Origin of the sequence: Haemophilus parainfluenzae (assembly GCF_900450995.1) — a bacterium.
Classification (GTDB): Bacteria; Pseudomonadota; Gammaproteobacteria; order Enterobacterales; family Pasteurellaceae; genus Haemophilus_D; species Haemophilus_D parainfluenzae_O.
In genome coordinates this window covers 649,248-672,658 of record NZ_UGHY01000002.1, presented here as the reverse complement: position 1 = coordinate 672,658, position 23,411 = coordinate 649,248, and the positions used below count along the sequence as shown (strand labels likewise).

20 protein-coding genes and 4 pseudogenes are annotated in these 23,411 nt (G+C 40.1%); 9 read left to right on the top strand and 15 right to left on the bottom strand.

Features of this window, described 5'->3' with window-relative positions:
- Positions 1–59: 59 nt before the first annotated feature.
- The 3 genes and pseudogenes from yaaA to pfkA all read left to right on the top strand — a co-directional run bounded on the left by yaaA (position 60) and on the right by pfkA (position 2,496).
- Positions 60–835, top strand: a pseudogene (gene yaaA, locus DX522_RS03380) (peroxide stress protein YaaA).
- Positions 828–1,421: a hypothetical protein gene (locus DX522_RS03375; RefSeq protein ID WP_115179815.1), complete on the top strand. Its 594-nt coding sequence runs from the start codon at positions 828–830 to the stop codon at positions 1,419–1,421. Before yaaA ends, DX522_RS03375 begins: the two are co-directional and overlap by 8 nt.
- Before the next feature lie 110 nt (positions 1,422–1,531).
- A pseudogene (pfkA, locus tag DX522_RS03370) lies at positions 1,532–2,496 on the top strand (6-phosphofructokinase).
- Between the two features lie 72 nt (positions 2,497–2,568).
- On the opposite strand, the gene folA reads toward pfkA, so the two are convergent.
- Positions 2,569–3,069, bottom strand: a complete 501-nt coding sequence (gene folA / locus DX522_RS03365; protein ID WP_115179814.1) for a type 3 dihydrofolate reductase — start codon at positions 3,067–3,069, stop codon at positions 2,569–2,571.
- Positions 3,070–3,210: 141 nt separating this feature from the next.
- On the opposite strand from folA, the gene proB reads away from it, so the two are divergent.
- The gene (gene proB, locus DX522_RS03360; protein ID WP_115179813.1) at positions 3,211–4,320 is read left to right on the top strand and encodes a glutamate 5-kinase; all 1,110 of its coding nucleotides are present in this window, start codon (positions 3,211–3,213) and stop codon (positions 4,318–4,320) included.
- Between the two features lie 113 nt (positions 4,321–4,433).
- A pseudogene (locus tag DX522_RS03355) lies at positions 4,434–4,815 on the top strand (hypothetical protein).
- Between the two features lie 43 nt (positions 4,816–4,858).
- On the opposite strand, the gene DX522_RS03350 reads toward DX522_RS03355, so the two are convergent.
- The 5 genes from DX522_RS03350 to pssA all read right to left on the bottom strand — a co-directional run bounded on the left by DX522_RS03350 (position 4,859) and on the right by pssA (position 9,115).
- A complete protein-coding gene (locus DX522_RS03350) occupies positions 4,859–5,677 on the bottom strand; it encodes an IS3 family transposase (RefSeq protein WP_262054276.1) in 819 nt (272 codons plus the stop codon).
- A complete protein-coding gene (locus DX522_RS03345; RefSeq protein ID WP_115179811.1) occupies positions 5,665–6,018 on the bottom strand; it encodes a helix-turn-helix domain-containing protein in 354 nt (117 codons plus the stop codon). Before DX522_RS03345 ends, DX522_RS03350 begins: the two co-directional genes overlap by 13 nt.
- 79 nt (positions 6,019–6,097) lie before the next feature.
- The gene (locus tag DX522_RS03340; RefSeq protein ID WP_115179810.1) at positions 6,098–6,730 is read right to left on the bottom strand and encodes an FKBP-type peptidyl-prolyl cis-trans isomerase; all 633 of its coding nucleotides are present in this window, start codon (positions 6,728–6,730) and stop codon (positions 6,098–6,100) included.
- Positions 6,731–6,752: 22 nt separating this feature from the next.
- On the bottom strand, positions 6,753–7,622 hold the full coding sequence (gene asd / locus DX522_RS03335) for an archaetidylserine decarboxylase (protein ID WP_070591684.1): 870 nt from the start codon (positions 7,620–7,622) through the stop codon (positions 6,753–6,755).
- A 125-nt stretch (positions 7,623–7,747) separates the two neighbouring features.
- On the bottom strand, positions 7,748–9,115 hold the full coding sequence (gene pssA / locus DX522_RS03330; protein WP_115179809.1) for a CDP-diacylglycerol--serine O-phosphatidyltransferase: 1,368 nt from the start codon (positions 9,113–9,115) through the stop codon (positions 7,748–7,750).
- Positions 9,116–9,264: 149 nt separating this feature from the next.
- On the opposite strand from pssA, the pseudogene DX522_RS03325 reads away from it, so the two are divergent.
- Together DX522_RS03325 and gss are read left to right on the top strand one after the other, a co-directional pair.
- Positions 9,265–10,338: pseudogene (locus DX522_RS03325) on the top strand (TrmH family RNA methyltransferase).
- A gap of 167 nt (positions 10,339–10,505) precedes the next feature.
- Positions 10,506–12,395 carry a bifunctional glutathionylspermidine amidase/synthase gene (gss, locus tag DX522_RS03320; RefSeq protein ID WP_115179808.1) on the top strand — a complete coding sequence of 630 codons (1,890 nt, stop codon included), beginning with the start codon at positions 10,506–10,508 and terminating at the stop codon, positions 12,393–12,395.
- 54 nt (positions 12,396–12,449) lie between these two features.
- On the opposite strand, the gene DX522_RS03315 is transcribed toward gss, so the two are convergent.
- From DX522_RS03315 to trmB, 9 genes are all read right to left on the bottom strand, one after another.
- Positions 12,450–13,088 (bottom strand): NapC/NirT family cytochrome c, encoded by a 639-nt coding sequence (locus tag DX522_RS03315; protein ID WP_115179807.1) that lies wholly within the window; start codon positions 13,086–13,088, stop codon positions 12,450–12,452.
- An 11-nt stretch (positions 13,089–13,099) separates the two neighbouring features.
- Positions 13,100–13,528: a nitrate reductase cytochrome c-type subunit gene (locus DX522_RS03310; protein WP_070715131.1), complete on the bottom strand. Its 429-nt coding sequence runs from the start codon at positions 13,526–13,528 to the stop codon at positions 13,100–13,102.
- Between the two features lie 21 nt (positions 13,529–13,549).
- Entirely contained in the window at positions 13,550–14,446 is an 897-nt protein-coding gene (gene napH, locus DX522_RS03305; protein WP_115179806.1) for a quinol dehydrogenase ferredoxin subunit NapH, read from the bottom strand.
- The gene (napG, locus tag DX522_RS03300) at positions 14,446–15,351 is read right to left on the bottom strand and encodes a ferredoxin-type protein NapG (protein WP_115179805.1); all 906 of its coding nucleotides are present in this window, start codon (positions 15,349–15,351) and stop codon (positions 14,446–14,448) included. The genes napH and napG overlap by 1 nt, the downstream gene beginning before the upstream one ends.
- 71 nt (positions 15,352–15,422) lie before the next feature.
- A complete protein-coding gene (gene napA / locus DX522_RS03295; RefSeq protein WP_115179804.1) occupies positions 15,423–17,909 on the bottom strand; it encodes a nitrate reductase catalytic subunit NapA in 2,487 nt (828 codons plus the stop codon).
- A 63-nt stretch (positions 17,910–17,972) separates the two neighbouring features.
- Entirely contained in the window at positions 17,973–18,236 is a 264-nt protein-coding gene (locus tag DX522_RS03290; protein ID WP_049367905.1) for a chaperone NapD, read from the bottom strand.
- Positions 18,223–18,765, bottom strand: a complete 543-nt coding sequence (gene napF, locus DX522_RS03285) for a ferredoxin-type protein NapF (protein WP_115179803.1) — start codon at positions 18,763–18,765, stop codon at positions 18,223–18,225. Before napF ends, DX522_RS03290 begins: the two co-directional genes overlap by 14 nt.
- Positions 18,766–18,987: 222 nt before the next feature.
- Positions 18,988–19,329 (bottom strand): YggL family protein, encoded by a 342-nt coding sequence (locus DX522_RS03280; RefSeq protein WP_005696799.1) that lies wholly within the window; start codon positions 19,327–19,329, stop codon positions 18,988–18,990.
- Positions 19,330–19,380: 51 nt separating this feature from the next.
- Entirely contained in the window at positions 19,381–20,127 is a 747-nt protein-coding gene (gene trmB, locus DX522_RS03275; RefSeq protein WP_115179802.1) for a tRNA (guanosine(46)-N7)-methyltransferase TrmB, read from the bottom strand.
- A 114-nt stretch (positions 20,128–20,241) separates the two neighbouring features.
- Here trmB and priA point away from each other — a divergent pair, with 114 nt between their 5' ends.
- Complete coding sequence (gene priA, locus DX522_RS03270; protein ID WP_115179801.1) at positions 20,242–22,431, top strand: primosomal protein N'; 2,190 nt, start codon at positions 20,242–20,244, stop codon at positions 22,429–22,431.
- A 93-nt stretch (positions 22,432–22,524) separates the two neighbouring features.
- The gene (ftsN, locus tag DX522_RS03265; RefSeq protein ID WP_115179800.1) at positions 22,525–23,370 is read left to right on the top strand and encodes a cell division protein FtsN; all 846 of its coding nucleotides are present in this window, start codon (positions 22,525–22,527) and stop codon (positions 23,368–23,370) included.
- Positions 23,371–23,411 lie beyond the last annotated feature (41 nt).

The following is a 23,411-nucleotide window of genomic DNA, read 5'->3' as shown; positions in this document are numbered from 1 at the left end:
GGTAGAGCGATGAGGTAATCCTGTGCTAAGATACAGTTCAGTTTTAGAAAGGAGAACCTATGTTAGCCATTATTTCCCCGGCAAAAACCTTAGATTTCGAAAGTGCGGTCAGAAATCTGCCTGTTTCTCAACCGCACTTGACGGATTATAGTGAGCAACTGATTGAAATCTGTCGTCAATTATCTCCCAAGATCTTTCTTCCTTAATGTCTATCAGCGATAAGCTTGCAGGTTTAAATGCGGCTCGTTTTGCAGAATGGACAAAATCTCACAACGAAAAAAATTCACGCGCAGCTATTTGGGCATTCAAAGGTGATGTTTACACCGGCTTAGATGCTGATAGTTTATCTGATGAAGATGTACAATTCGCGCAGCGTCATTTACGTATGCTTTCTGGCCTATATGGCTTACTTAAACCCCTTGATTTAATGCAACCTTACCGTTTGGAAATGGGCACAAAGTTAGCGAATCCAAAAGGAAAAGATCTTTATGCTTTTTGGGGAAATGCCATCACTCAATCCGTACAACAAGCACTTGATGAGCAAGGCGATCGTATTTTGATCAATTTAGCTTCTGATGAATACTATAAATCAGTAAAAGAAAGCCAATTAGAGGCACAGATTGTGAAGCCTGTTTTCTTAGATAATAAGAATGGTAAATATAAAGTGGTCAGCTTTTATGCGAAAAAAGCCCGTGGTTTAATGTGTCGTTTTATCATTCAAAATCGTTTGGAACGTGTTGAACAACTGAAAGAGTTTGACTTTGGTGGTTATTGGTTTGATGCCACATCCTCAACTGAAAAAGAATTTGTATTTAAGCGAGATATCAATGAATAAAATCCTGGTTATATTGACCGCACTTTTATTATCAAGTTGTGCGGCAAAAGTGAGTCAGCTTCAAGCACCTGAAAAAATTGAATACAACGGCAAAACCTATAAACTTACTGCAAGCCAAGATTTAGATACGATTGCGCGTTATGTTTATCTTGCAGAGCCGGATACCTTGGAAAATTGGCAGTCTCAAATTGAAGTGTTGCTTGATCGTGATGTAACTCGTTCTATTGAACAACGTGTGGCATTGCGTGAGAAGGTATACCGTAATTTAGGTGTAAAAGATTTCAAAATCCTTGCTAATTCAACGAATCTGAAAAAGCCTGCCACAGAGTTAACTGGTTATGTCATTTATGCTCCGACAGAACAAAATCCGTCTTGGCAAGTGGATATTGCTAAGGGTAAAAATGTTCCACGTTGTGGCTTTGTGCAATATCAATATTCCCAAAAAGTGGAACAAGGTAAGAAATTTCAGCGTTTAAACAAAGTCAAAATTGTCAAAAATTTACAAAAGTATTTAGTTGCAAAAGAAAGCAAAACATTACAAAAAGCGGATCTTTCTTGGAAGTGTGAAAGTTATTTCCATCATTAAAACTTATACTAGATCAAATTCCACGTAAATTTTAAAAATTTTTCTAGAGCGGAAATAATGGATGGTGTAATCTTGATGCCAATTATTCTTAGAGTTCAAAGTAGGTAAATATGATTAAAAAAATTGCTGTATTAACCAGTGGTGGTGATGCACCAGGTATGAATGCTGCCATTCGTGGTGTTGTTCGCGCAGCTCTTGCAGAAGGGCTTGAAGTATTCGGCATTTATGATGGTTATCAAGGTTTATATAACAATAAAATCAAACAGTTAAACCGTTATAGTGTCTCAGATGTGATTAATCGTGGTGGTACATTTTTAGGCTCCGCCCGTTTCCCTGAATTTAAAGAGCCAGCAGTACGTGAAAAATGTGCAGAAATTTTACGTTCACATGGTATTGATGCTTTAGTTGTTATCGGGGGGACGGTTCTTACATGGGGGCAAAATTGCTTACTGAAGAACACGGTTTCCCTTGTGTAGGTATTCCAGGCACAATTGATAACGATGTGGCTGGTACAGATTACACAATTGGTTATGAAACTGCACTACAAACAGCAGTGGATGCGATTGACCGTTTACGTGATACCTCAAGTTCTCACCAACGTATTTCTATTGTGGAAATCATGGGGCGTCACTGTAGTGACTTAACCATTTCTGCAGGTATTGCTGGTGGTTGTGAATATATCGTGGCATCTGAAGTGGAATTTAATCGTGAAGAGTTAATTCGTCAAATTGAACGCAGTATTATTCGCGGAAAACGTCATGCTATTATTGCGATTACTGAATTAATCACAGATGTACATTCTCTTGCGCGTGAGATTGAAGCGCGCGTAGGCCATGAAACCCGTGCAACCGTATTAGGCCATATTCAACGTGGTGGTTCACCTTGTGCCTTCGACCGTATTTTAGCTTCACGTATGGGCGTATATGCGGTAGATATATTGCTACAAGGTAAAGGTGGCTACTGTGTGGGTATTCAAAATGAAAAATTAGTTCACCACGATATTATTGATGCAATCAACAATATGCGTCGTGAATTTAAAGCAGATTGGTTAGAAATGGCTAAACGCTTAGAATAATCTTTGTAAGGTTATTTAAAAAAATCAGGCTAAAGCAATCATTGTTTTAGCCCGATTTTTATATGGCCTAGATTAAGCTTTTAGTTTATTTTTCTTACGTTGCAAAATTAAAAAACGACAATCATAGGGATTATCCGCATCCGCTTGGCGATATTCTTCAAACTCGATGTTCCATTCAGACCAATTAATTTCAGGGAAGAAGGTATCGCCGTCAATGTCTGCTTGAATTTGTGTGAGATATAGTTTATCTGCTTTAGGTAAATATTGTTTAAATAACTCGCCGCCGCCAATCAACATAATTTCATTAAATTCTTTGACAAAATCAACCGCACTTTCAAAATTCTCTTTCCAGATGACACCTTCATGTTCGTAAGGCGTGCGTGAAAGGACAATATTAATCCGTTTCGGTAGTGGGCGACCAATGCTTTCGAAAGTTTTACGGCCCATAATCACCGGTTTTCCCGTGGTGTTTTTACGAAACCAGACTAAATCAGCAGGTAAGTGCCAAGGCATTTGATTATCTTTTCCGATGACGTTATTTTTTGTTATCGCAACGATCAAACTTAATGTCATATTTTCTATCCTATTTTTCTTTTTTTGCACTATATCATAGGTATTCACAAAATCTGAATTTGAGATGGGATTTTTCGTGATTTTTATTTATTTTAGTGCTAATTTAACGCTAATTTACTATTTTTTTATTGAGGACAAACTATGTCGGCAAATCGCAAAACAATCGTCGTAAAATTTGGTACTAGCACATTAACACATGGTTCTCCAAAATTGAATGCACCTCACATGGTCGATATTGTTCGCCAGATCGCACAACTTCATCAAGCAGGTTTTCGTGTAGTGATTGTAACATCAGGTGCGATTGCCGCTGGACGACATTATTTAAATCATCCTCAACTTCCTCCAACCATTGCGTCAAAACAGCTTCTAGCCGCAGTAGGACAGAGTCAGCTTATTCAAGCCTGGGAAAAATTATTTGCGATTTATGATATTCATATTGGACAAATTTTATTAACTCGTGCCGATATTGAAGATCGTGAGCGTTTTTTAAATGCGCGCGATACATTACATGCGCTGTTGGACAATCACATTATTCCAGTGATCAACGAGAATGATGCAGTGGCGACAGCTGAAATTAAAGTAGGGGATAACGATAACTTATCCGCACTAGCTGCGATTTTAGTGCAAGCGGAACAACTTTATTTATTAACAGATCAACAAGGCTTATACGAAAGCGATCCTCGTAAAAATCCAGATGCGAAATTAATTCCTGTGGTTGAGCAAATTACCGATCATATTCGTTCGATTGCAGGCGGTAGCGGTACAAATCTTGGTACTGGTGGGATGAGTACAAAAATTATTGCAGCAGATGTGGCAACGCGTTCAGGTATTGAAACCATTATTGCGCCAGGTAGTCGACCTGATGTGATTGTGGATTTGGCCTACGATAAACCAATTGGCACTAAATTTATTGCGCATCACTCAGATCGTCTCGAAAGCCGCAAACAGTGGTTATTTGCCGCACCATCAGCGGGCATGTTGATGATTGATGAAGGCGCTGAAAATGCCATGTTAGTACAAAATAAATCGTTACTGCCTGCAGGAATTACGGCTGTGGAAGGGCGTTTCTCACGTGGTGAAGTCGTCAAAATTAAGAATACCTCAGGTAAAGTGATTGCACTCGGTATGCCACGTTATAACAGCGATGCGTTGGAATTAATCAAAGGGAAAAAATCCCAAGATATTGAGAAAATTCTTGGTTATGAATACGGGGCTGTTGCGTTACATCGTGATGACATGATTGTGCTATAGCTTAAAATAGAAATCGGATCTCTCATATTTTCTGAACCTTCCTTTCATTTTGTCGGTCTATAAAACCATAAAAAGGGCGATAGCCCGACATTAAGTAGTGAAAGGATACAAACATGAGATTAATAGCGACCGTTTTAGCTGTTGGGCTATTAAGTGCTTGTACACAGGGCTATTATGTAAACCATCGTAAGCCCCATTTCAGTGAGTAAACACGTAAAGCGTTTAAATACGACGGCTTGCCATGATAAAGATGACTGGTATTTAGATGGTTATCGAGTAGGGAAAGATTTCCAAGCGCAAAGCCAATCGCATTTGAATAAACGAATTAACTTTTGTGGCCGACGAGTACCTGAAGAGCTGAGAACCGCATGGTTTAATGGATTTGATGCTGGCTCAAATGGCGTTCAGATTGATATAGAGGGTTATGATGAGGATGCGATCTTAACCTATGATTATGACGATGATGATCGTTATAGAGAAGATGACGAAGAATAAAAAAGTGCGGTTAAAATTGATCTGACCCCAAAAAGTTAGACTGTTATTTAAAGGATTGTTTTCGATATTGTATCGGACTCAGTCCTTTTAATTTTAGTTGAATCCTTCGATGATTATAGTAATCCAAATAATCTCTGACAGCATCAACTATCTCTTCTTTTGTTTTAAATTCCCGACCATAAAAACATTCCGTTTTTAATCGCCCAAAGAAACTTTCCATCGCGGCGTTATCTAAGCAATTCCCTTTTCTCGACATACTTTGAATGATGCCATGTTCAGCCAAGATTCGACGATAAGCTACCATTTGATATTGCCAGCCTTGGTCTGAATGCAAAATGACACCACAAGCCTTATTTAATCCTTTGACGGCTTGCATTAACATGTCCTCTACTTGTGCCCAGTTTGGGGAATAGCTGAGATTATATGAAACTATCTCATTGTTAAATAAGTCTAAAATTAGAGATAAATAGACTTTACTCCCATCTTTCGCCTTAAACTCGGTGATATCAGTTACCCATTTTTGTTTCGGGGCCGTTGCACTAAAATCGCGTTCAAGATGATTCGGTGCAATCACCCCTATCGTGCCTCGATAGGTGGTAAATTTCTTGCTTTTTCTTGACTGCACTTGAAGCCCAAGTGTCTGCATTAAACGTTGAACTTTTTTATGATTCACGCCTGGCAAGCTGGCATGAACACGTCGGTAGCCATAATCAGGATGATTGGCTTTGATGTGTTGAATGGTCTTTTTCAACAACTCATCCTTATCCGGTTTAATCTGAAGTTTCGCAAAAAACGTACTACGCGCTAACTGTGCAAAGCCTAAAAGCCATTTTAACGGATAGCGTGTTCTTAACCTTTGGATAATTTCTGTTGCTCGGCTTCATCCTGAAGTCTGAGCCTTCTCAACTCCTTTAGGTAGGCCACCTCCGCTTCAAGCTGTAAAATTCTCAGGCGTAAACGGTCTTCTTCAGTTTTGGGTGGCGGTGGCATTTTTGCATATTTGGGTTTCATCGGCGGTCGTCCTGATGGTTTACGGGGAATAAGTCCTTTTATGCCACTTTTTTCAAACCGTTTCAACCATGTCCCGACTAAGGCGTTGGAAGGAATATTGTAAAAACGCGCAGCTTCTCTAATACTCATTTTCCCATTCAAAATAGGTTGAAGAACCTGTAATTTAAATTCGATTGCGTAGTGTTTACCCATAAAAAATCTGCACCTCAATTGTTGGTTTGTTGAGTCCAACTTTTGGGGTGCAGATCAAAATTAACCGCACTTTTTCGTTTTAAAGGATATCGAGTAATTCGACTTCAAACACTAAGGTTGAGAATGGTGGGATAGATGCACCCGCACCACGTTCGCCGTAAGCCAGTTCGTGTGGAAGAGTGAGTTTCCATTTAGAACCAACCGGCATCATTTGTAATGCTTCAACCCAACCCTGAATTACGCCATTTACTGGGAATTCAGCTGGTGTGCCACGAGCAACCGAACTGTCGAATACGGTACCATCTGGTAATGTACCTGTGTAGTGAACACGTACTTTGTCCGTTGCAGATGGTTTGTTACCGTTACCTTCGGTTAAAATTTCGTATTGTAAACCGCTATCAGTCACGTTTACGCCTGCTTTTTTCGCGTTTTCTTCTAAGATTTTTTTACCTTCTTCTTCAATCGCTTTAAATTGCGCTTGTTGTGCTTCGGCCGCTTGTTGTTGAAGTGCTTGAACAGAGTGCATTAAATCATTAATTTCTAATGCAGGTTGATTGCGGTTTAACGCATCGAAAATGCCTTTTGCTACCGCTTCAACAGAAATATCCATTTGGCTATCTGCTAATTGTTGGCCGATTTGTAAACCGATACCGTAGCTGCCTTTTTCAGAAATACTTTCTAATTTTACTTGTTCAAAAATTTGAGCTGTCATTGTTTTTCCCTTTGTTGTAAAACTATTTTTTCAATGCCAAGATTTCACCCATGCGAACAGGTTCATCAACACTTAAATGATCGGCAATTTTCACTTGACCGGCTTGGAATAAATTAATCACGGTAGAACCAAGTTGGAACCAACCCATTTCTTGACCCTTGCTTAATTTAACCGCACTTTCACCTTCATAAGTCCACTCTTTCACTTCGTTATGACGTGGCGGATTAATAACACCAGCCCAAACAGTGCCGATACTCGCAGTGATTGTTGCTCCCACTAAGATTTGTACCATGGTGCCGAATTCAGTATCAAAGACACAAATCACACGCTCATTACGTGCAAAGAGGTTCGGCACATGTTTCGCTAAAAATGGATTGACGGAGAATAAATCACCCGGCACGTAAATCATTTTGCGAAGTGTACCATCACATGGCATATGTACACGGTGATAATCACGTGGTGATAAATAAGTGGTGATGAATTCCCCATTTTTAAAGGTCTCGGTTAAATCTTTATCTTCCGCTAATAAATCATTTAAGCTGAAAAAGTGACCTTTTGCTTGTAATAGACGATCATCGTCAATGTGTCCACATTCACTTACACGGCCATCCGCAGGGCAACAAAGTGCGGTTGGATTTTGGTTAATTGGTCGTGCATTTTCTTTTAATGGACGGATAAAGAATTCATTAAAACTGGCGTAATCACTGAATTTTTCTTTTTCAGCAATGCTCATATCAATGTTGTATTTTTTTGTAAACGCTTTAATCACAAAATGTGTCATTGCGCCCCATTTTTGTTTAGCTAACCAACCTGCTGCTTGTGTCATATAGATTTGTGGCATCACATATTGAAATGCAACTTTTAGGCGTTGCCAATAAGAAATTGGGTTCATTGATTTCTCCGATAAGATTAAAAAGTTGGGCGATTATAACAACTTATTTCACTTGTGCAATGTTAGCCAATATTTTTGCGCAAGATGAAAGCAAGAAGCCGACATTTGCCGGCTTCTTTTTGTATTTATAAAATCATTTTGATCAATTTGTCTGCCTGAATCCGAGCAAACTTTTTCAAAAGTTTTTGCACCGGTTCAGGATATTGCGTCAATTCTTCTAATTCAGAATAATCTTGCAATACTTTGGTATGTTGGCGGATGTGCGATAATTCTTTTTCCGCTTGTGACAGAAGTTCTTGTTTTGGATCGTGGATTAATAAGCCATTTTCCGCATCTAAACGCCATGCACGAGGATTCAGGTTGTTCCCTGTTAAAAGAATATACTGATTGTCCACCCAAACACCTTTGAGGTGATAAGTGTTATCACCGTCTTTCCATAAACGCACCGTTAAATGGCCATTTTTAATGTAAGCATCAAATTTCTCGCAGAAACGACGAAGATTGCTTTCATATAAATAAGGCAATGCGCCTGCCATTTTAAATGGCTGCTCTGGTGAGATATAGAAATCGTTCGCAACTTTGTCTCCGACAATAATTTCTACGCTTTTACCTTGTTCTAACAAATGGGCAATTTTACTTCTTAGCGTGCGAGGGAAGTTGAAATAAGGCGTGCAAATCACCAATTTTTCCTGCACTTGTAAGAATAAATCTTCGATAACTTGGTTTAATTCATTGCCTGATGCACCTAAACCAAAAAGTGGTGAAATGGTTAAAACATCTGAAAAAACAACCGCACTTTCCAACGGATATTCAGCATGGGCAGATAAGTTTTTACGATAAGCTTTTATTGCACTACGAATTTCTTTTGTGCGAGGGCGGTTAGCCACATCTAATGGATGTACCGCACTGAAATCCAATAAATAATCATTGATGAAATTAACCATCGAGTCGGCAAGTGCAGCATTATGGATTTTTTGATAGCGGTCGTAACGGTATTTATCTTGTTGTTGTAAATACACGTTATTGATGCTTGCGCCGCTATAAAGAACGGTATCGTCAAACACAAAGCCTTTAATATGTAATACACCGAAGACTTCGCGGGTATTAATTGGCACACCGAAGAACATATTGGGTTCATCGGGAAGTTGATAGGTTTGGCGTTGTTCACAATACCAATCAGCGTTAGTGACAGATTTTTCTGCACCGAGTAAATTGCGTTGTCCGCGATGCCAATCCACTAATATTTTCACATCCAATTCAGGATGATCTTGTTTTACGCGATAAATCTCATTGAGAATTTCTTGTCCCGCTTCATCTTTTTGCCAGTAAAGTGCGGTCACGTAAATACGTTTTTTAGCTTGGCGAATTAATTCTATAATTTGTGCTTTGAATTCAAGTGGACTAAACAGAAACTCAACCTGTTCTGCCTGTAAAGGAAGAAAAGGTAAATTTTTTAAATTTTGTTCTGCTCGTTTAGCTTTATTGATTAACATAATCTATCTCTACACTAAAAATTAATGCTCTAGTTTACAATATTTCCTTTGAGGATTGATAGAAAAAAGGTTTTTTTTCGTTATAATGCTCACAAATTTTCGCATTTTTTGGCGAATTATTATCCGATTTTTCCTTCGAGAAGCAAATTATGAGCAATTCACGCAAACCATCATTCCAAACAAATTCCACCAAATCTTTTCAAGAGCGTAGCCCAAAACGTGTATTTAATGACAAAGAACGTCGCTTTGATGATCGTCGTAATAATGAAAAACGTGAGGGAAATCGAGCGCACTTTGATAAAAAATGGAATGATCGTAAACCTTCTCGAGGTTTCCAACAGCAAGAAGTGAGAGAGCCGAAAATTGCTGAACTTTCATTAAATAAAGCCAATGGTGAAAGTGGCTCGGTAAAAGTAACAGTAAAAAGCACTGGCGTGAGTTATAAAACGAAAGAAAAGAAAACAGGCGCATTATCGCCGCGAGCACCGGAGAAAATTAAAAAGAACCGAGCTGAAGAAATGAAAGTGTATGGTGAGAATGCGTGCTTGGAATTGTTTGCAGAGCGTCCGGAGAGCATCGTTCGCGTATGGTCAACGGTGCAAATGGCGCATCGAATTGGCGAGATTTTCAGTTATTTAGCCGCAAATAAAAAAGTGTATCACGTGGTGGATAGTGATTAGCTAAGCTTAGTAAGCGGCACGGAGCATCATGGCGGAATTTGTATGTTAGTGAAAAAACAACGTACTTTTTCTTTGTAAGGTTATTTAGATGTACCGCGTCAAGAAGACTGTTTAGTCGTGCTTGATCAAGTCAATAATGCGCAAAACCTAGGTGGCGTTGTGCGTACTTGTGCCTTCTATGGCATTAAAAATGTGGTAACAAATCAAGTTGAACAGCTTTATGCGCCGGCTGCGATGCGTGTAGCTGAAGGCGGGATGGAGCATATTCGTATTTTAGAAACAGAAAGTACTGAAATCGCTTTAGAGGCTTTACGTAAGGCTGGCTATCAGATTATTCATGTATCAACCAATAAGCAAGGCGTTGTGTTGGAACACCTCAAATTTGCAGAGAAAGTCGCGTTGGTATTGAGTGAAGGTAGTACGGACGATATTCGTGAGAAACAAGATGTAAATGTGCGTCTTTCTTTAAGCAATCCATTAAAAGCAGGATTAAATATTGCAGTAAATACAGGGATTTTATTAGCACATTGGTATGTGAAATAACCTTAAGTGCGGTTATTTTTAGGTTTGTTTTGGGGCTGACATCTGTCAGCCCTTTTTCTTTTTCAAAATTGTATGAGATTCAAATTTTGATATTTCTTTTAAAAGCCTTTGGGGAATCAGACAAAAGATCTATACTGTTTCTAGTTGTTATTTAACGGGGAGTTTTTATGCCTGAACGTTCAGCAAACATCAGTACACACGATCCTTTCGGGAGCTTATTAGGCTATGCGCCGGGTGGCATTGCGATTTATTCATCCGATTATCATACAGCCGATGAGAAAGAGTATCCGGATGATGCCGCCTTTCGCAGTTATTTAGGAAGAGAGTACATGGGCTACAAATGGCAGTGTGTGGAATTTGCGCGCCGTTATTTATACCTCAATCATGGCATGGTGTTTACTGATGTGGGAATGGCTTACGAGATCTTTTCTCTACGATTTTTACGTCAAGTGGTCAATGATGCCTTATTACCCTTACAAGCCTTTGCAAATGGCTGCAAACGTAAACCTGAAGCAGGAGCCCTTTTAATTTGGCAAGAGGGAGGCGAATTTAAGCATACGGGGCATGTGGCGATCATTACCGAGGTATTAGAAGATAAAATTCGTATTGCCGAGCAAAACGTGATTCACTCTCGCTTACCAAGCGGGCAGCAATGGACTCGTGAATTACCGATGACGGTTTCCGAAAGTGGTTATTTTCTGCATGATACCTTTGATGATACAGAAATTTTAGGTTGGATGATCCAAACAGAAGACACCGAATACAGTCTGCCGCAGCCAACTCCTGAAAAAGAGAAACTTGAGATTAATGCAGAACATATTGAAAACAACAGGCAGTTTGAGCATAAATGGCTGAATGAGCAAAATGAATTTGAAGCTGCTTATGTGAAGGCTATGGGAGGGCATAAAGTCAGCCATTCGGATCAATATCGCTATTTTACGATATCTGAAACAGCACAACATGAGTTGATTCGTGCAACCAATGAATTACATTTAATGTATTTGCATGCCACAGATAAAGTTTTAAAAGACGATAAGCTATTAGAATATTTCAATATTCCAAAATTATTATGGCCTCGCTTACGGTTGTCTTGGCAAAATCGTCGTTATCAAACCATTACGGGGCGTTTAGATTTCTGCATGGATAATCGAGGATTGAAAGTGTATGAATACAACGCAGATTCAGCCTCTTGTCATGCGGAAGCCGGTGAGTTTATGAATCGATGGGCAATCCAAGGCGGATTGAATATGGGTGAAAATCCTGCTGATGGTTTACGTAATGCGCTAGCAGATTGCTGGAAACACAGTGAAGCTACGTCGCTTGTTCATATTATGCAAGATCATGATGATGAAGAAGATTACCACTCATTGTTTATGCGTAACGCACTGGTTCAAGCGGGATTTCAAGCCAAAATTATTCATGGCACAGAGGGATTACATTGGGATAGTCGTGGTCGTTTAATTGATGATGAAGATAACCAGATAAAAACGGTATGGAAAACATGGGCTTGGGAAACCATGTTAGAGCAACTTCGTGAAGATGCGACAGGTATGGAAGTCGCTCCACCGATTCGTACAGGCTATCCGGAAGATAAAGTGCGGTTGATTGATGTGTTACTTCGTCCGGAAGTTTTGGTTTACGAACCTCTATGGACGGCTATTCCAAGTAATAAAGCGATCTTACCAGTGTTGTGGTCATTATTCCCAAATCATCGTTATCTACTCGAAGCAGGATTTGAATTGACACCTGAACTGATTAAGAATGGTTATGCACAAAAACCAATTGCAGGTCGTCGAGGTGATAATGTTAAATTGATAGGTGAGTGTAAATCTGTACTCGATAGCACAGACGGTCGTTTTGATAAGCAAGAGAGTATTTATCAACAGCTTTGGTGTTTACCAAAAGTGGAAGATCAATATGTTCAGGTCTGTACTTTTACTGTAGGTGGACATTATGGTGGTAGCTGTTTACGCTCAGACCCGAGTTTGGTCATTATGGGAAACAGTGATATGCAACCGTTAAGGGTATTATCTGATAAAGATTTCCTTAAGAAATAAAAACAAAATCGGCACTCAAAATGAGTGCCGATTTATTATCATCAATTTATTAGATTATTTCGTATCTTTGTTATCTGCAGGTTTTTCATTTGCTTTTAACATATCCGCAGGAATAAAGCTTTGTTGTACTTTTTCCATGTGTGGAAGGTTATGCGCAATACCTTTGTGACAATCGATACAGGTTTTGTTTTGTTCCTGTGCAAGTGCGTGCATTTGTTGTGCGACAGTTTTTTGTTGGGTAAAGTCCATATCATTGAAGTTATGGCAGTTACGGCACTCTTGTGAGTTATTCGCTTTCATACGCGCCCATTCGCGTTCTGCCATTTCTAAACGATGTTTTTCGAATTTTTCTTTAGTATCGACTTTACCTGTAAAGTGAGCATAAACTTCAGTCGATGCCTGCATTTTTCGGATCATTTTAGGTACAAATTCATGCGGAACGTGACAGTCTGAACAAATTGCTTTCACACCTGAACGGTTACTAAAGTGGATTGACGCTTGGTACTCAGGTACAACGTCATTAGTATGACAGTCTGAGCAGAATTGCTCTGTATTGGTTGTTGCCATTCCTGCATTAAACAGGTTAGTTCCAACGATAGTACCAATGATAGTTAATAAAATAACCCCACCAATTGCCATTTTGCTCGGAGAGCGTAACCAACGGCAAACTTTCTGAATGCTTGATTTAATCATTGTTTTGCTCCTTATTTACCTTGCATTTGACGAATGGTTTCAAATTTATTTTGAATAATTGGGTTCACGTCAGTTTGTTGAACATGGCATTGTAAACAGAAATAACGACGTGGCGAAGTACCTTCCGTTTTTTGTCCATCACGTGTTAAAAAGTGGCTTTCAGGTACGCGAGGTGCACCCGTTGTTGGGGCAACATCCGGAGAGTGGCAGCCTAAACATTGGTTAGCATTCTTAGTCACTTGTAAACCACGAATGCTGTGTGGAACAAGTGGTGGTTGGTGAGGGTAGGTTACAGGAATATTACCAACATCTTTATAAGGATTCGTAAATGCTGGTGCAACACTTTCTGCTGTTTTATCAATGCTGTTTGCAACTTGCGGTGCATCGGCGAATGCCAATCCACTACATAAAGCAAGCATGAAAATAAATGATTTTTTCATGAAATCCACTCCATTAAATAATTAAATATTTTTAATTTTTATTTGTTTCTCAAAGCGAGAGCCAAATTTAAATACATTTTCTGCGCAGACGTCAATACAGCGTCCACAAGTAATACAATCTTTTGCCAATATAATTTGACTATCTTCAGGTCCACCGTGTAAAGGAAGTCTTAATACTTGCGGTTCAGGGCAAACATTATAACAATCCATGCAACGGTCACAGCGATCGCGATCGATTACATTAATTTTAATTAGGCTTTTAGCACCAATAACACCATAGATTGCACCAATTGGGCAAAGGTGACCACACCAGCCATGTTCAGCAACGAGTAGGTCAAATAGGAAGATAGCTGCTACCAACCAAAGGGTTGCACCTGTTCCAAAGACAAAGATGCGTCCAAGTGCAGCAACAGGGTTTATCCATTCCCATAAGAGTGTGCCTGTTATTGCGCTACCGACCAAAATCACGGCTAAAATCACATAGCGAAGTTGGTGTGAAATTTTTAATGATTGTCGAATACCTAATTTTCTACGTAACCAAGCTGCGGCATCAGTCACGATGTTCATTGGACAGACCCAACTACAAAAGGCTTTGCTCGCAACGATGGCGTAGAATACGACAATAACCAAGGCGCCAATAATCGTTGTGATTTCTGGTAAATAACCCGTCGCTAAACTTTCAGCGGTCATCAATGGATCTGTCAATGGCACAGTATCCAAAAGCATGCTTGAGCTATAATTGCCTTTTAAGATCCAGACATTCCACATCGGTCCACTTAAAAACATCAAAATGATGCTCAATTGGCTGAGCCGTCTTAAAAGCAGGAAGCGATAAGCTCGCCACCAGCCCAATTTTTGCCGAGCTTCCAAGCCCGCATCTTTGGGTTTATTTGGGGTATATTTTGGTGCAACTGCCATTATTTCACCCCCTTAATGTTTAAGTCCAAATTCGGGAAGTGCTCAGCTTCAGGCACCGTAGTTGAACTTGGCACATAATCCATAGAAGCTCGGTTTGGCGTTGCCACTTTCTGATTTGGCTTCACTTGCATTGGTTTATAGCTTGCTTCGCTCATCCCCTCTGGCATTCTTGGCTCAAATTGCGGACGCAGTCCATCAGGATGTTGTGCCTCAATCAACGATTTACCTGCATTTTGTTTCTCTTTCCAGCCTAAGCGGTAATGACGACCGAGTAAGCCTTTAGCGAGATCCATCGGCAACACTTTAATCGCCGCCTCTTCCAACACACATGCTTGTTCACATTTACCGCAGCCTGTGCAAGCATCAGAATGCACGGTTGGAATCAGTTTGGCATGAATGCCTGTGCGATCGTTATGGACATTCTCAAGTGTAATCGCCTTGTCAATCAGCGGACAAACTCGGTAGCACACGTCGCAACGCAAACCTTGCCAGTTGAGGCAGGTTTCGTGGTCAAGTAACACTGCCAAGCCCATACGGGCATCGTTGATATTTTTAAGCTCTTCGCTTAATGCACCACTCGGACAAGCGTTCATACAAGGAATATCGGGACACATTTCGCAAGGCTTATCGCGTGCTACGAAATACGGTGTTCCTGCTTCCATTGGAGCAATCAGCGAAGCTAAGTGCAACATATCGTAAGGACACGCCTGCACACATTGCCCACAACGGGTACAAGCGGCTAAGAATTCGTTTTCTGGTAACGCCCCAGGTGGACGCAGAGTCACGCCTTCTTTCGCCTTAGCCTGCTGTTGTTGCAATCCAAGAATAACGCCTGCTCCACATACCCCTGCCGCAATTCGTGTCACATTTTTCAAAAATTGACGGCGGTTTGGATCCAGTTTCATCTTGTTTTCCTTTGTAAGCGGTCAAATTTTGCAAAAATTTCGCTATTTTGCCCGCTTAACCTTATTCTGGCTTAGGCTTTCTCCACTCTTACCGCACATTTTTTGTAGTCGGTTTCACCAGAAATTGGGTCGGTTGCATCTAAGGTTAATTTATTCGTCAATTGTCCTGCATCGAAGAATGTTGTAAAAATTAAACCAGGAGGACATTTGTTTCGACCGCGGGTGTCTAAATATGAAATCATTTCACCACGACGAGTTGTTAATTTCACTTTATCCCCATGACGTAAGCCATATTTTTTCGCATCCGCTGGGTGCATCCACACTAAGTTATTTGGGAATGCACGGTGTAATTCAGGTACACGACGAGTCATGGTACCGGTATGCCAGTGCTCAAGTACACGACCAGTACATAACCATAGTGGATATTCTTCATCCGGTGATTCTGCAGGTGCTTCATAAGGTACACCTAAGATAATTGCTTTTTTATCAGGATAGCCGTAGAACGCAACATCTTCACCTGCTTTTACATACGGGTCAAAGCCTTCACGGTAACGCCATAAGGTTTCTTTACCATCAACAACCGGCCAACGTAAACCACGCACTTTATGATAAGTATCAAATGGTGCTAAGTCGTGTCCATGTCCACGACCGAAATCAGCGTATTCTTCAAATAAACCTTTTTGTAAGTAGTAACCAAAGTGATCAGCTTCATCATTGATGTATCCTGGAACATCTGTTGGTACTTTATATTTGTTTACTTCACCATTTTCGTAAAGCACTTCATATAAAGTCTTACCACGATATTCTGGCATTTGAGCTAATAACTCTTCACCCCATACTTCATCAGTTTTGAAGTATTTTGAGAATTCAACAATTTGCCATAAGTCAGAGCGAGACTCACCTGGACCTTTCACTTGTTGACGCCATAACTGAGTGCGACGCTCTGCGTTACCATAGCCCCCTTCTTTTTCTACCCACATACAAGTTGGAAGAATTAAGTCAGCAGAAACCGCTGAAGCCGAAGGGTATGGGTCAGAAACCACAATAAAGTTCTCAGGGTTACGCCAGCCTGGGAAAATTTCTTCATTAATATTTGGACCACCTTGCATATTGTTGGTACACATCTGCCATAGGAAATTCATTTTGCCATCTTTTAATGCACGGCTTTGCTGTACAGCTGGGTATCCAGGTACAGTTGGAATGGTGCCTTTTGGTAATTTCCATTTTTTCTCAGCAATTTCAACGTGTTTAGGGTTTGTTACCACCATATCCGCAGGTAAACGGTTAACGAAAGTACCGACTTCACGTGCTGTACCACAAGCTGAAGGTTGACCAGTTAATGAAAATGGACCACAACCTGGTTTAGAAATTTTACCGGTTAATAAGTGTACGTTATAGATCATGTGGTTAACCCATACACCACGAGTGTGTTGATTAAAGCCCATTGTCCAGTAAGAAACTAAGTTCTGTTCTGGATCGGCGTACATTTTCGCAAGGGTTTCAAGTTGATCTTTTGGTACACCAGAAATACGGTGTGCTTCGTCTAATGTATAAGGTGCAACGATTTTCTTGAATTCTTCGAAGTCAGAGTCATACATTTTACCTGCAGTTTTACGATTTTTTGCTGCAACTTCAAGTGGGTGTTCTGGACGTAAACCGTAACCGATATCGGTTTCACCACGTTTGAATTTGGTGTGTTTGTTAACGAAGTCCCAGTTCACTTTATCATTTTGGATAATGTAGTTTGCAATGTAGTTAAGAATTGCAAGATCTGAATGTGGATTAAATACGATAGGCACATCAGCTAATTCAAACGAACGGTGTTCGAATGTTGACATAACCACAACTTTCACATTATCAGAAGAAAGGCGACGGTCAGAAATACGAGACCATAAAATTGGGTGCATTTCCGCCATGTTTGAACCCCAAAGCACAAACGCATCGGTTTTTTCGATATCGTTATAGCAGCCCATAGGTTCGTCCATACCAAAGGTACGCAAAAACGCAGCCGCTGCTGATGCCATACAGTGACGAGCATTCGGGTCGATAGTATTTGAACGAAGACCAGCTTTCCAAAGTTTTACTTTTGCATAGCCTTCATAAATAGTCGTTTGACCGGAAGAGAACATCCCTACAGCATTTGGTTCTTTTTTCTTCAAGATGTCTTTGATTTTTTCCGCCATGATAGTGAAAGCTTGATCCCAAGAAACCGGTGTAAAGTCACCTTCTTTATGGAATTTGCCATCTTTCATACGTAATAACGGAGTTTGTACACGGTCAGCACCGTACATGATTTTAGAAAGGAAGTAACCTTTGATACAGTTTAAACCGCGGTTTACTTCTGCATCTGGGTCACCTTGAGTTGCGACAACTCGACCATCTTTGGTTCCTACCAATACGCTACATCCTGTACCACAAAAACGGCATGGGGCTTTATCCCATTTGATGCCCATATCTTCGGTCGCATTAACCTGTTTAACAGGGATAGTCATACCGGCAGCCGCTGCCGCTGCAAGCGCAGCATTGGCTTTCATAAAATCTCTACGATTAAGTTCCATAGTTTTCCCCACTCGTTGTTGAATTTTTTAGAATATACAAAAGAGTATGTATTCCTAAATTATTTATTTTTCATCTAAGTAATTAGAAATTAAAGAAACGACAATCACTCCTGGGATATCTTTAATTTCATCCATAAGATCCGCTAATGCTAATTGACGGTTACTTTCAAGGGTGACCACCAATTTGCCTTCATCAGATTTTTCGCCATGAATTTCAGCAGTTGGAATCGCTAAAATGGCTTCTTTGACTTGGTTAAGTTTTTCTGGTCTGGCTTGCACAACAATGCTGCATACATACCAGTTCTCATTTTCGCTAAATTGACTCATCGATATTTGTTTCAATATTAAAAATTTTTATTGCTTTTGTTGGGCAAACACTTAAGCAAGCACCACAACCATTACAGCTTTCTAAATCCAATATGGGTTTTGCTACGCCACCAAGTTGTAATCGAAAACGGATAGCATTCATCGGACAGCTATCTTGGCAACTTCGACATTCCACTTGATTTTCTGTTAGGCACTGCGTTGTAATCTCAACTTTATGTGCCCAAGGCTCTTCTTCTAATGAACGAAAAATCGGTTGTTCGCAGACTAAAACACATTTTTGGCAGAAAGTGCATTCGGCCTTGTCAAATTGTATTTCAGGAAAACCACCATCGCCTTTCACGATAATTTGGGTTTCACATACTAGTATACAATCACCACACCGTGTACATTTATCCGTAAAGTCGTTCTCATTTGTCGACCAAGGTGGGCGTATAGCATTAATACCTTGAATTTTCGCGCTCTCAGAATGTAACGATTGTAAAAATTGCCCACGTAATAATTGTCTGCGAGAAGGATTTTCAATCGCCATATTTTTCTTTAAAATTCGGTATTTTTAGATGGTGCATTATCTAGTTCTAATGACAAGATAGTAACTACCTAAAAGGAGTAATTTTCAAAAAATATACACTTTTATTGAGTTAGATCAAGGATATTTTTAAAATATGCTATCAATGTAAATAAATTGTTAAAAAATAAGTGAAAATGATTATTAAATAGGGCGGAGAATCCGCCCTGACGTGTGCTTAAAATATTATGCGTTTTTTGTTGGGTAATCCCACCAAATATCAAATAATTCACTGATTTCGATTTGTTGCAATTTATTCTCTTCTAACCATTTTTGTACTAATTGGCGATGGCTTTCATCACATTTGCCGATTTTCTCTAAGCAAACTAAACCTTCCCAATGTAAATAGCCGCTACCTTCATAAGCTAAGCCGTTTGGTTGAATCACTTCAGCAATAAAACGATCAACGGTTTCATCGATAGTTTCGATGCTGGTTCCTTCAGCAAATTGCCAGTTCACTAAAAAGCCTAATTCTTGGAATTCAGCTAAGTGAAGTTTTTTACGTTGACGTTGATTACGAGTTTTCATTTTCAATGTTCTCCTATGTTAAGGTAATGGGCATAGTCATCATCTCGATGATTATTTTTTCTTAAAGTATAAATCCCACACACCGTGACCTAAGCGATGACCGCGCGTCTCAAATTTTGTAAGAGGGCGGAAATCAGGGCGTGGAATATAATCTTGTTCGGCAGTATTGACTAAATTTTCATTGGCTGAAAGCACTTCGAGCATTTGTTCTGCATAGTTCTCCCAGTCCGTAGCCATATGAATAAAGCCATTTGGTTGTAATTTTTGTACAACTTGCTCTACAAAGTGCGGTTGAACAATGCGGCGTTTATGATGTTTCGCTTTGTGCCAAGGATCGGGGAAGAATAGTTGTAAACCGCCCAATTCGCCATCTTTCACACAATCACGTAAAATTTCAGTGGCATCATGGCAAATCACGCGAAGGTTTTTCAAGCCTTTTTCTACCGCATAAGCTATACAGGCTCCCACACCAGGCGTGTGCACTTCAATGCCGAGATAATTTTTATCAGGATTCGCTTCAGCCATATCCACTAAAGATTTCCCCATCCCGAAGCCAATTTCTAATATAACGGGATTCGTATTGCGATAAATCGCGGCAAAATCAAAAGGGGTGTTTTGATAATCTAATCCAAGATCAGCCCAGTGATCGTTCATCATGTTTTTTTGAAAATCACTTAAGCGACCTGTCCGCAACACAAAGCTACGAACTTTACGTTTATAACGACCATCTTCTGTAAATTCAGCCGTTTCAACGGTTTTACGTTTTTGATCAGCAAAGGTTTTTTGCGCTTCTGTCATGGTTTTTATTCGCTTAATTAAAATTGGCGGCGATTATACACTAAAAGGCAAGGTTGTGGGATTTTTCCACCTAATTCCCGTATAATAGCGAAAATTTTTAATTGTTTTTTTGTTATGAATATTGTCCGAGTTGCATTAGCCGTACCGCTTCCCCGATTTTTTGATTATCTCTATTCGCCCGACTTGACGCCAATCGTTGGTGGACGAGTATTGGTGCCTTTGGGTTCGCAAAAACGAGTCGGGATCGTGGTAGATTTGCCAGCTTCTTCGGATGTAGCAAAAGAAAAGTTAAAACCGATTATTGATGTACTTGATGCTGAATCACTCTTTAATTCCACAACTTGGGATTGGTTAGCTTGGTCGGCTAATTATTATCGTGCAGCATTAGGCTATGTGTTGTTTCAAGCCTTGCCAGTCAAACTTCGTAATGGAGAAAGTGCGGTTAAAAATGACCGCACTTTTTGGCGTATTACGGACCTTGGAAAACAAGCGTTAGAATCGGGTGAATTAAAACGTGCCAAAAAACAAATTGAAGCCTTAAATTTGTTACTAACGCAAGATCTAGAAAAAGGTAACAATGAGATCAGTTCCGCAATTTGGTCAGCCCTTAAAGGCAAAGATTATGTGGAAGAGATTATTGTGTCTACTGAACAAAAAAGTTGGCAGCAAGCTCTAGGGGATAATCCTTTAGTTAATCTTGATAACCGATTGACCTTAAACAAGCAACAAGCCCTTGCATTTAGCCAGTTGCTTTTCCAAGAAGGCTTTAATGTGTGGTTGTTAGAGGGCGTGACCGGTTCGGGCAAAACTGAAATCTATCTGCAGTATATTGAAGAAGTCTTAAAGAAAGGCAAACAGGTTTTGGTTCTTGTACCGGAAATTGGGCTTACTCCTCAGACTGTGAGACGTTTCCAAGCTCGCTTTAATGTGGAAATTGATGTATTGCATTCCAACTTGAATGATACGCAGCGCTTAAATGTTTGGGAGCGTGCAAGAACAGGACAGAGTGCAATCGTGATTGGTACGAGATCGGCGCTTTTCACTCAGTTTTCAGATCTAGGCTTAATCATTTTAGATGAAGAGCATGATGGTTCGTTTAAACAGCAAGATGGTTGGCGTTATCATGCGAGAGATTTAGGTATTGTGCTTGCTCAAAAGCTCAATATTCCTATCTTATTAGGTTCTGCGACCCCAAGTTTGGAAAGTGTGAATAACGTACAAAATGGTAAATATCATCATTTGGTGCTATCAAAAAGGGCTGGAAATGCGACCTCACTTCGCCAGTTTGTGATTGATTTAAAACATCAACGAATTCAAAACGGTTTATCCGAACCGCTATTGCAACGTATGCAAGAACACTTAGAAAAAGGTAATCAAGTGTTGTTGTTCCTTAATCGACGTGGATTTGCCCCTGTGTTGTTATGCCATGAATGTGGTTGGATTGATGAATGTCATCATTGCGAAAAACCTTATACTTATCACCAACATCAGCGCGTTTTACGATGCCATCATTGTGGTGCACAAAAAACAGTGCTGATGCAGTGTGGCCATTGCGGTTCAACACATCTAGTCACAACGGGTTTAGGTACAGAACAACTGGAGGAAACCCTAAGAGCACGTTTCCCGCAATATAATATTGCACGCATCGATCGTGATAGTACAGCTCGAAAAGGCAAGCTTGAAGGTTATTTAGAGGATATTCAGCAAGGTAAAAGTCAGATTTTAATTGGCACACAAATGTTAGCTAAAGGACACCATTTTCCGAATGTCACGTTGGTTGCTTTAGTGAATGTAGATAATGCCTTATTTTCCCTTGATTTCAGAGCCGAAGAACGTTTAGCGCAGCTTTATGTACAAGTTGCAGGACGCTCAGGCAGAGCCGAAAAACAGGGTGAAGTGGTTTTGCAGACACATTATCCGGATCACCCGTTATTAACCACATTACTTGAAAAAGGTTATCAAGCCTTTGCAGAAGAAACTTTGAAGCTACGTCATAATATGGGCTTGCCTCCATTTAGTTTCCAAGCGTTGTTTAAAGCACAATGTCGTCATTCTGAAGAGGCGGAAAATGCATTGTCGCAATTAGCATCCTTCTTCTATGAACAAAAAATAGAAGGCTTGCAAGTGTTGGGGCCGATTCCCGCACCGTTCAGCAAAAAAGCGGGGCAGTATCGTTGGCAGTTATTATTACAGCACGCTTCTCGGAAACAATTACAGTCTGCATTGAGTCGATATTCACCAGAGCTGATAAAGTCTTCTCAAGTGCGGTTGATTTTAGACGTGGATCCATTGGATTTGAGTTAGCAAAAATTCCCTAGAAAAATGCACTGTTTTTCAGTAGAATTAAGCGTTTTTTATACTCTAAGTTTAATTTATCGAATATTTTAGGATTTTATCGTGGCTCATCGAGATTTTGCCGGTCGAAGCGGCTCAAAAAATAATAAAAAGAAAGCAAAGAAAAGTTTTAATCGCAATACCTTAATTGCTCTTGCGTTGGTGGCGGTATTAGGTTTTGGTTTAGGGCTTTACTTCTTAAAAAGTAAAACGCCTGAACCTGTAGTGACAACAACGGTTCAACCAGAAAAACAGCAACCGAAAAGCGTGTTGCCGAATCGTCCAGAAGAAGTATGGCACTATATTAAAGAATTAGAAACCCGTACTGTGCCGGTGGATAATAATCCTTCTTCTGTTGAAAAAAATATGCGTTTGACGGAAGAGCAGCGTCAAGTGCTGATTCAAATGGAAAAAGAGCAAAAGGCAGCAGAGGAAGCGAAAAAATTAGAAGCTCAACGTAAAGAGCAAGAAGCGGCGAATGCGGAAAAAGCCGCAGCTCAATCTGCACAACAAACAGCTCAAGCTCAGCAAACAGAAAAACCAGAGGCGAAAAAGCCTGAGCCAGTTAAAAAGCCTGAACCTCCGAAAAAAGTAGAAGTAGTGAAGGCGGAACCAGCTAAAACGGAACCTGCGAAAACTGAGCAACCGAAAAAAACAGATCCAAAACCCGCTGAACAACAAGTGCAGTCTGGCGGTAAAAAATTTGGTTTACAATGTGGTGCATTTAAAAATCGCGCCCAAGCAGAAAGTTTACAAGGTCGCCTTGCGATGGCAGGCGTGAATGCGCAAATTGCGACAAGTGAAGAATGGAACCGCGTACGAGTGGGACCATTTGGTAGTCGAGATGCAGCAACAGCAGCACAAGATAAAGCAAAATCAGTGGCGAGTTGCGTAGTGATTGGAATGTAATTCAGAATTTAAAAGTGCGGTTAAAAATGATCTGACCCCAA

Coding starts and splice junctions, on each gene's coding strand:
- DX522_RS03375 (WP_115179815.1), top strand. CDS start 828: ATGAATAAAATCCTGGTTATATTGACCGCACTTTTATTATCAAGTTGT.
- folA (WP_115179814.1), bottom strand. CDS start 3,069: ATGACATTAAGTTTGATCGTTGCGATAACAAAAAATAACGTCATCGGA.
- proB (WP_115179813.1), top strand. CDS start 3,211: ATGTCGGCAAATCGCAAAACAATCGTCGTAAAATTTGGTACTAGCACA.
- DX522_RS03345 (WP_115179811.1), bottom strand. CDS start 6,018: ATGGGTAAACACTACGCAATCGAATTTAAATTACAGGTTCTTCAACCT.
- DX522_RS03340 (WP_115179810.1), bottom strand. CDS start 6,730: ATGACAGCTCAAATTTTTGAACAAGTAAAATTAGAAAGTATTTCTGAA.
- asd (WP_070591684.1), bottom strand. CDS start 7,622: ATGAACCCAATTTCTTATTGGCAACGCCTAAAAGTTGCATTTCAATAT.
- pssA (WP_115179809.1), bottom strand. CDS start 9,115: ATGTTAATCAATAAAGCTAAACGAGCAGAACAAAATTTAAAAAATTTA.
- gss (WP_115179808.1), top strand. CDS start 10,506: ATGCCTGAACGTTCAGCAAACATCAGTACACACGATCCTTTCGGGAGC.
- DX522_RS03315 (WP_115179807.1), bottom strand. CDS start 13,088: ATGATTAAATCAAGCATTCAGAAAGTTTGCCGTTGGTTACGCTCTCCG.
- DX522_RS03310 (WP_070715131.1), bottom strand. CDS start 13,528: ATGAAAAAATCATTTATTTTCATGCTTGCTTTATGTAGTGGATTGGCA.
- napH (WP_115179806.1), bottom strand. CDS start 14,446: ATGGCAGTTGCACCAAAATATACCCCAAATAAACCCAAAGATGCGGGC.
- napG (WP_115179805.1), bottom strand. CDS start 15,351: ATGAAACTGGATCCAAACCGCCGTCAATTTTTGAAAAATGTGACACGA.
- napA (WP_115179804.1), bottom strand. CDS start 17,909: ATGGAACTTAATCGTAGAGATTTTATGAAAGCCAATGCTGCGCTTGCA.
- DX522_RS03290 (WP_049367905.1), bottom strand. CDS start 18,236: ATGAGTCAATTTAGCGAAAATGAGAACTGGTATGTATGCAGCATTGTT.
- napF (WP_115179803.1), bottom strand. CDS start 18,765: ATGGCGATTGAAAATCCTTCTCGCAGACAATTATTACGTGGGCAATTT.
- DX522_RS03280 (WP_005696799.1), bottom strand. CDS start 19,329: ATGAAAACTCGTAATCAACGTCAACGTAAAAAACTTCACTTAGCTGAA.
- trmB (WP_115179802.1), bottom strand. CDS start 20,127: ATGACAGAAGCGCAAAAAACCTTTGCTGATCAAAAACGTAAAACCGTT.
- priA (WP_115179801.1), top strand. CDS start 20,242: ATGAATATTGTCCGAGTTGCATTAGCCGTACCGCTTCCCCGATTTTTT.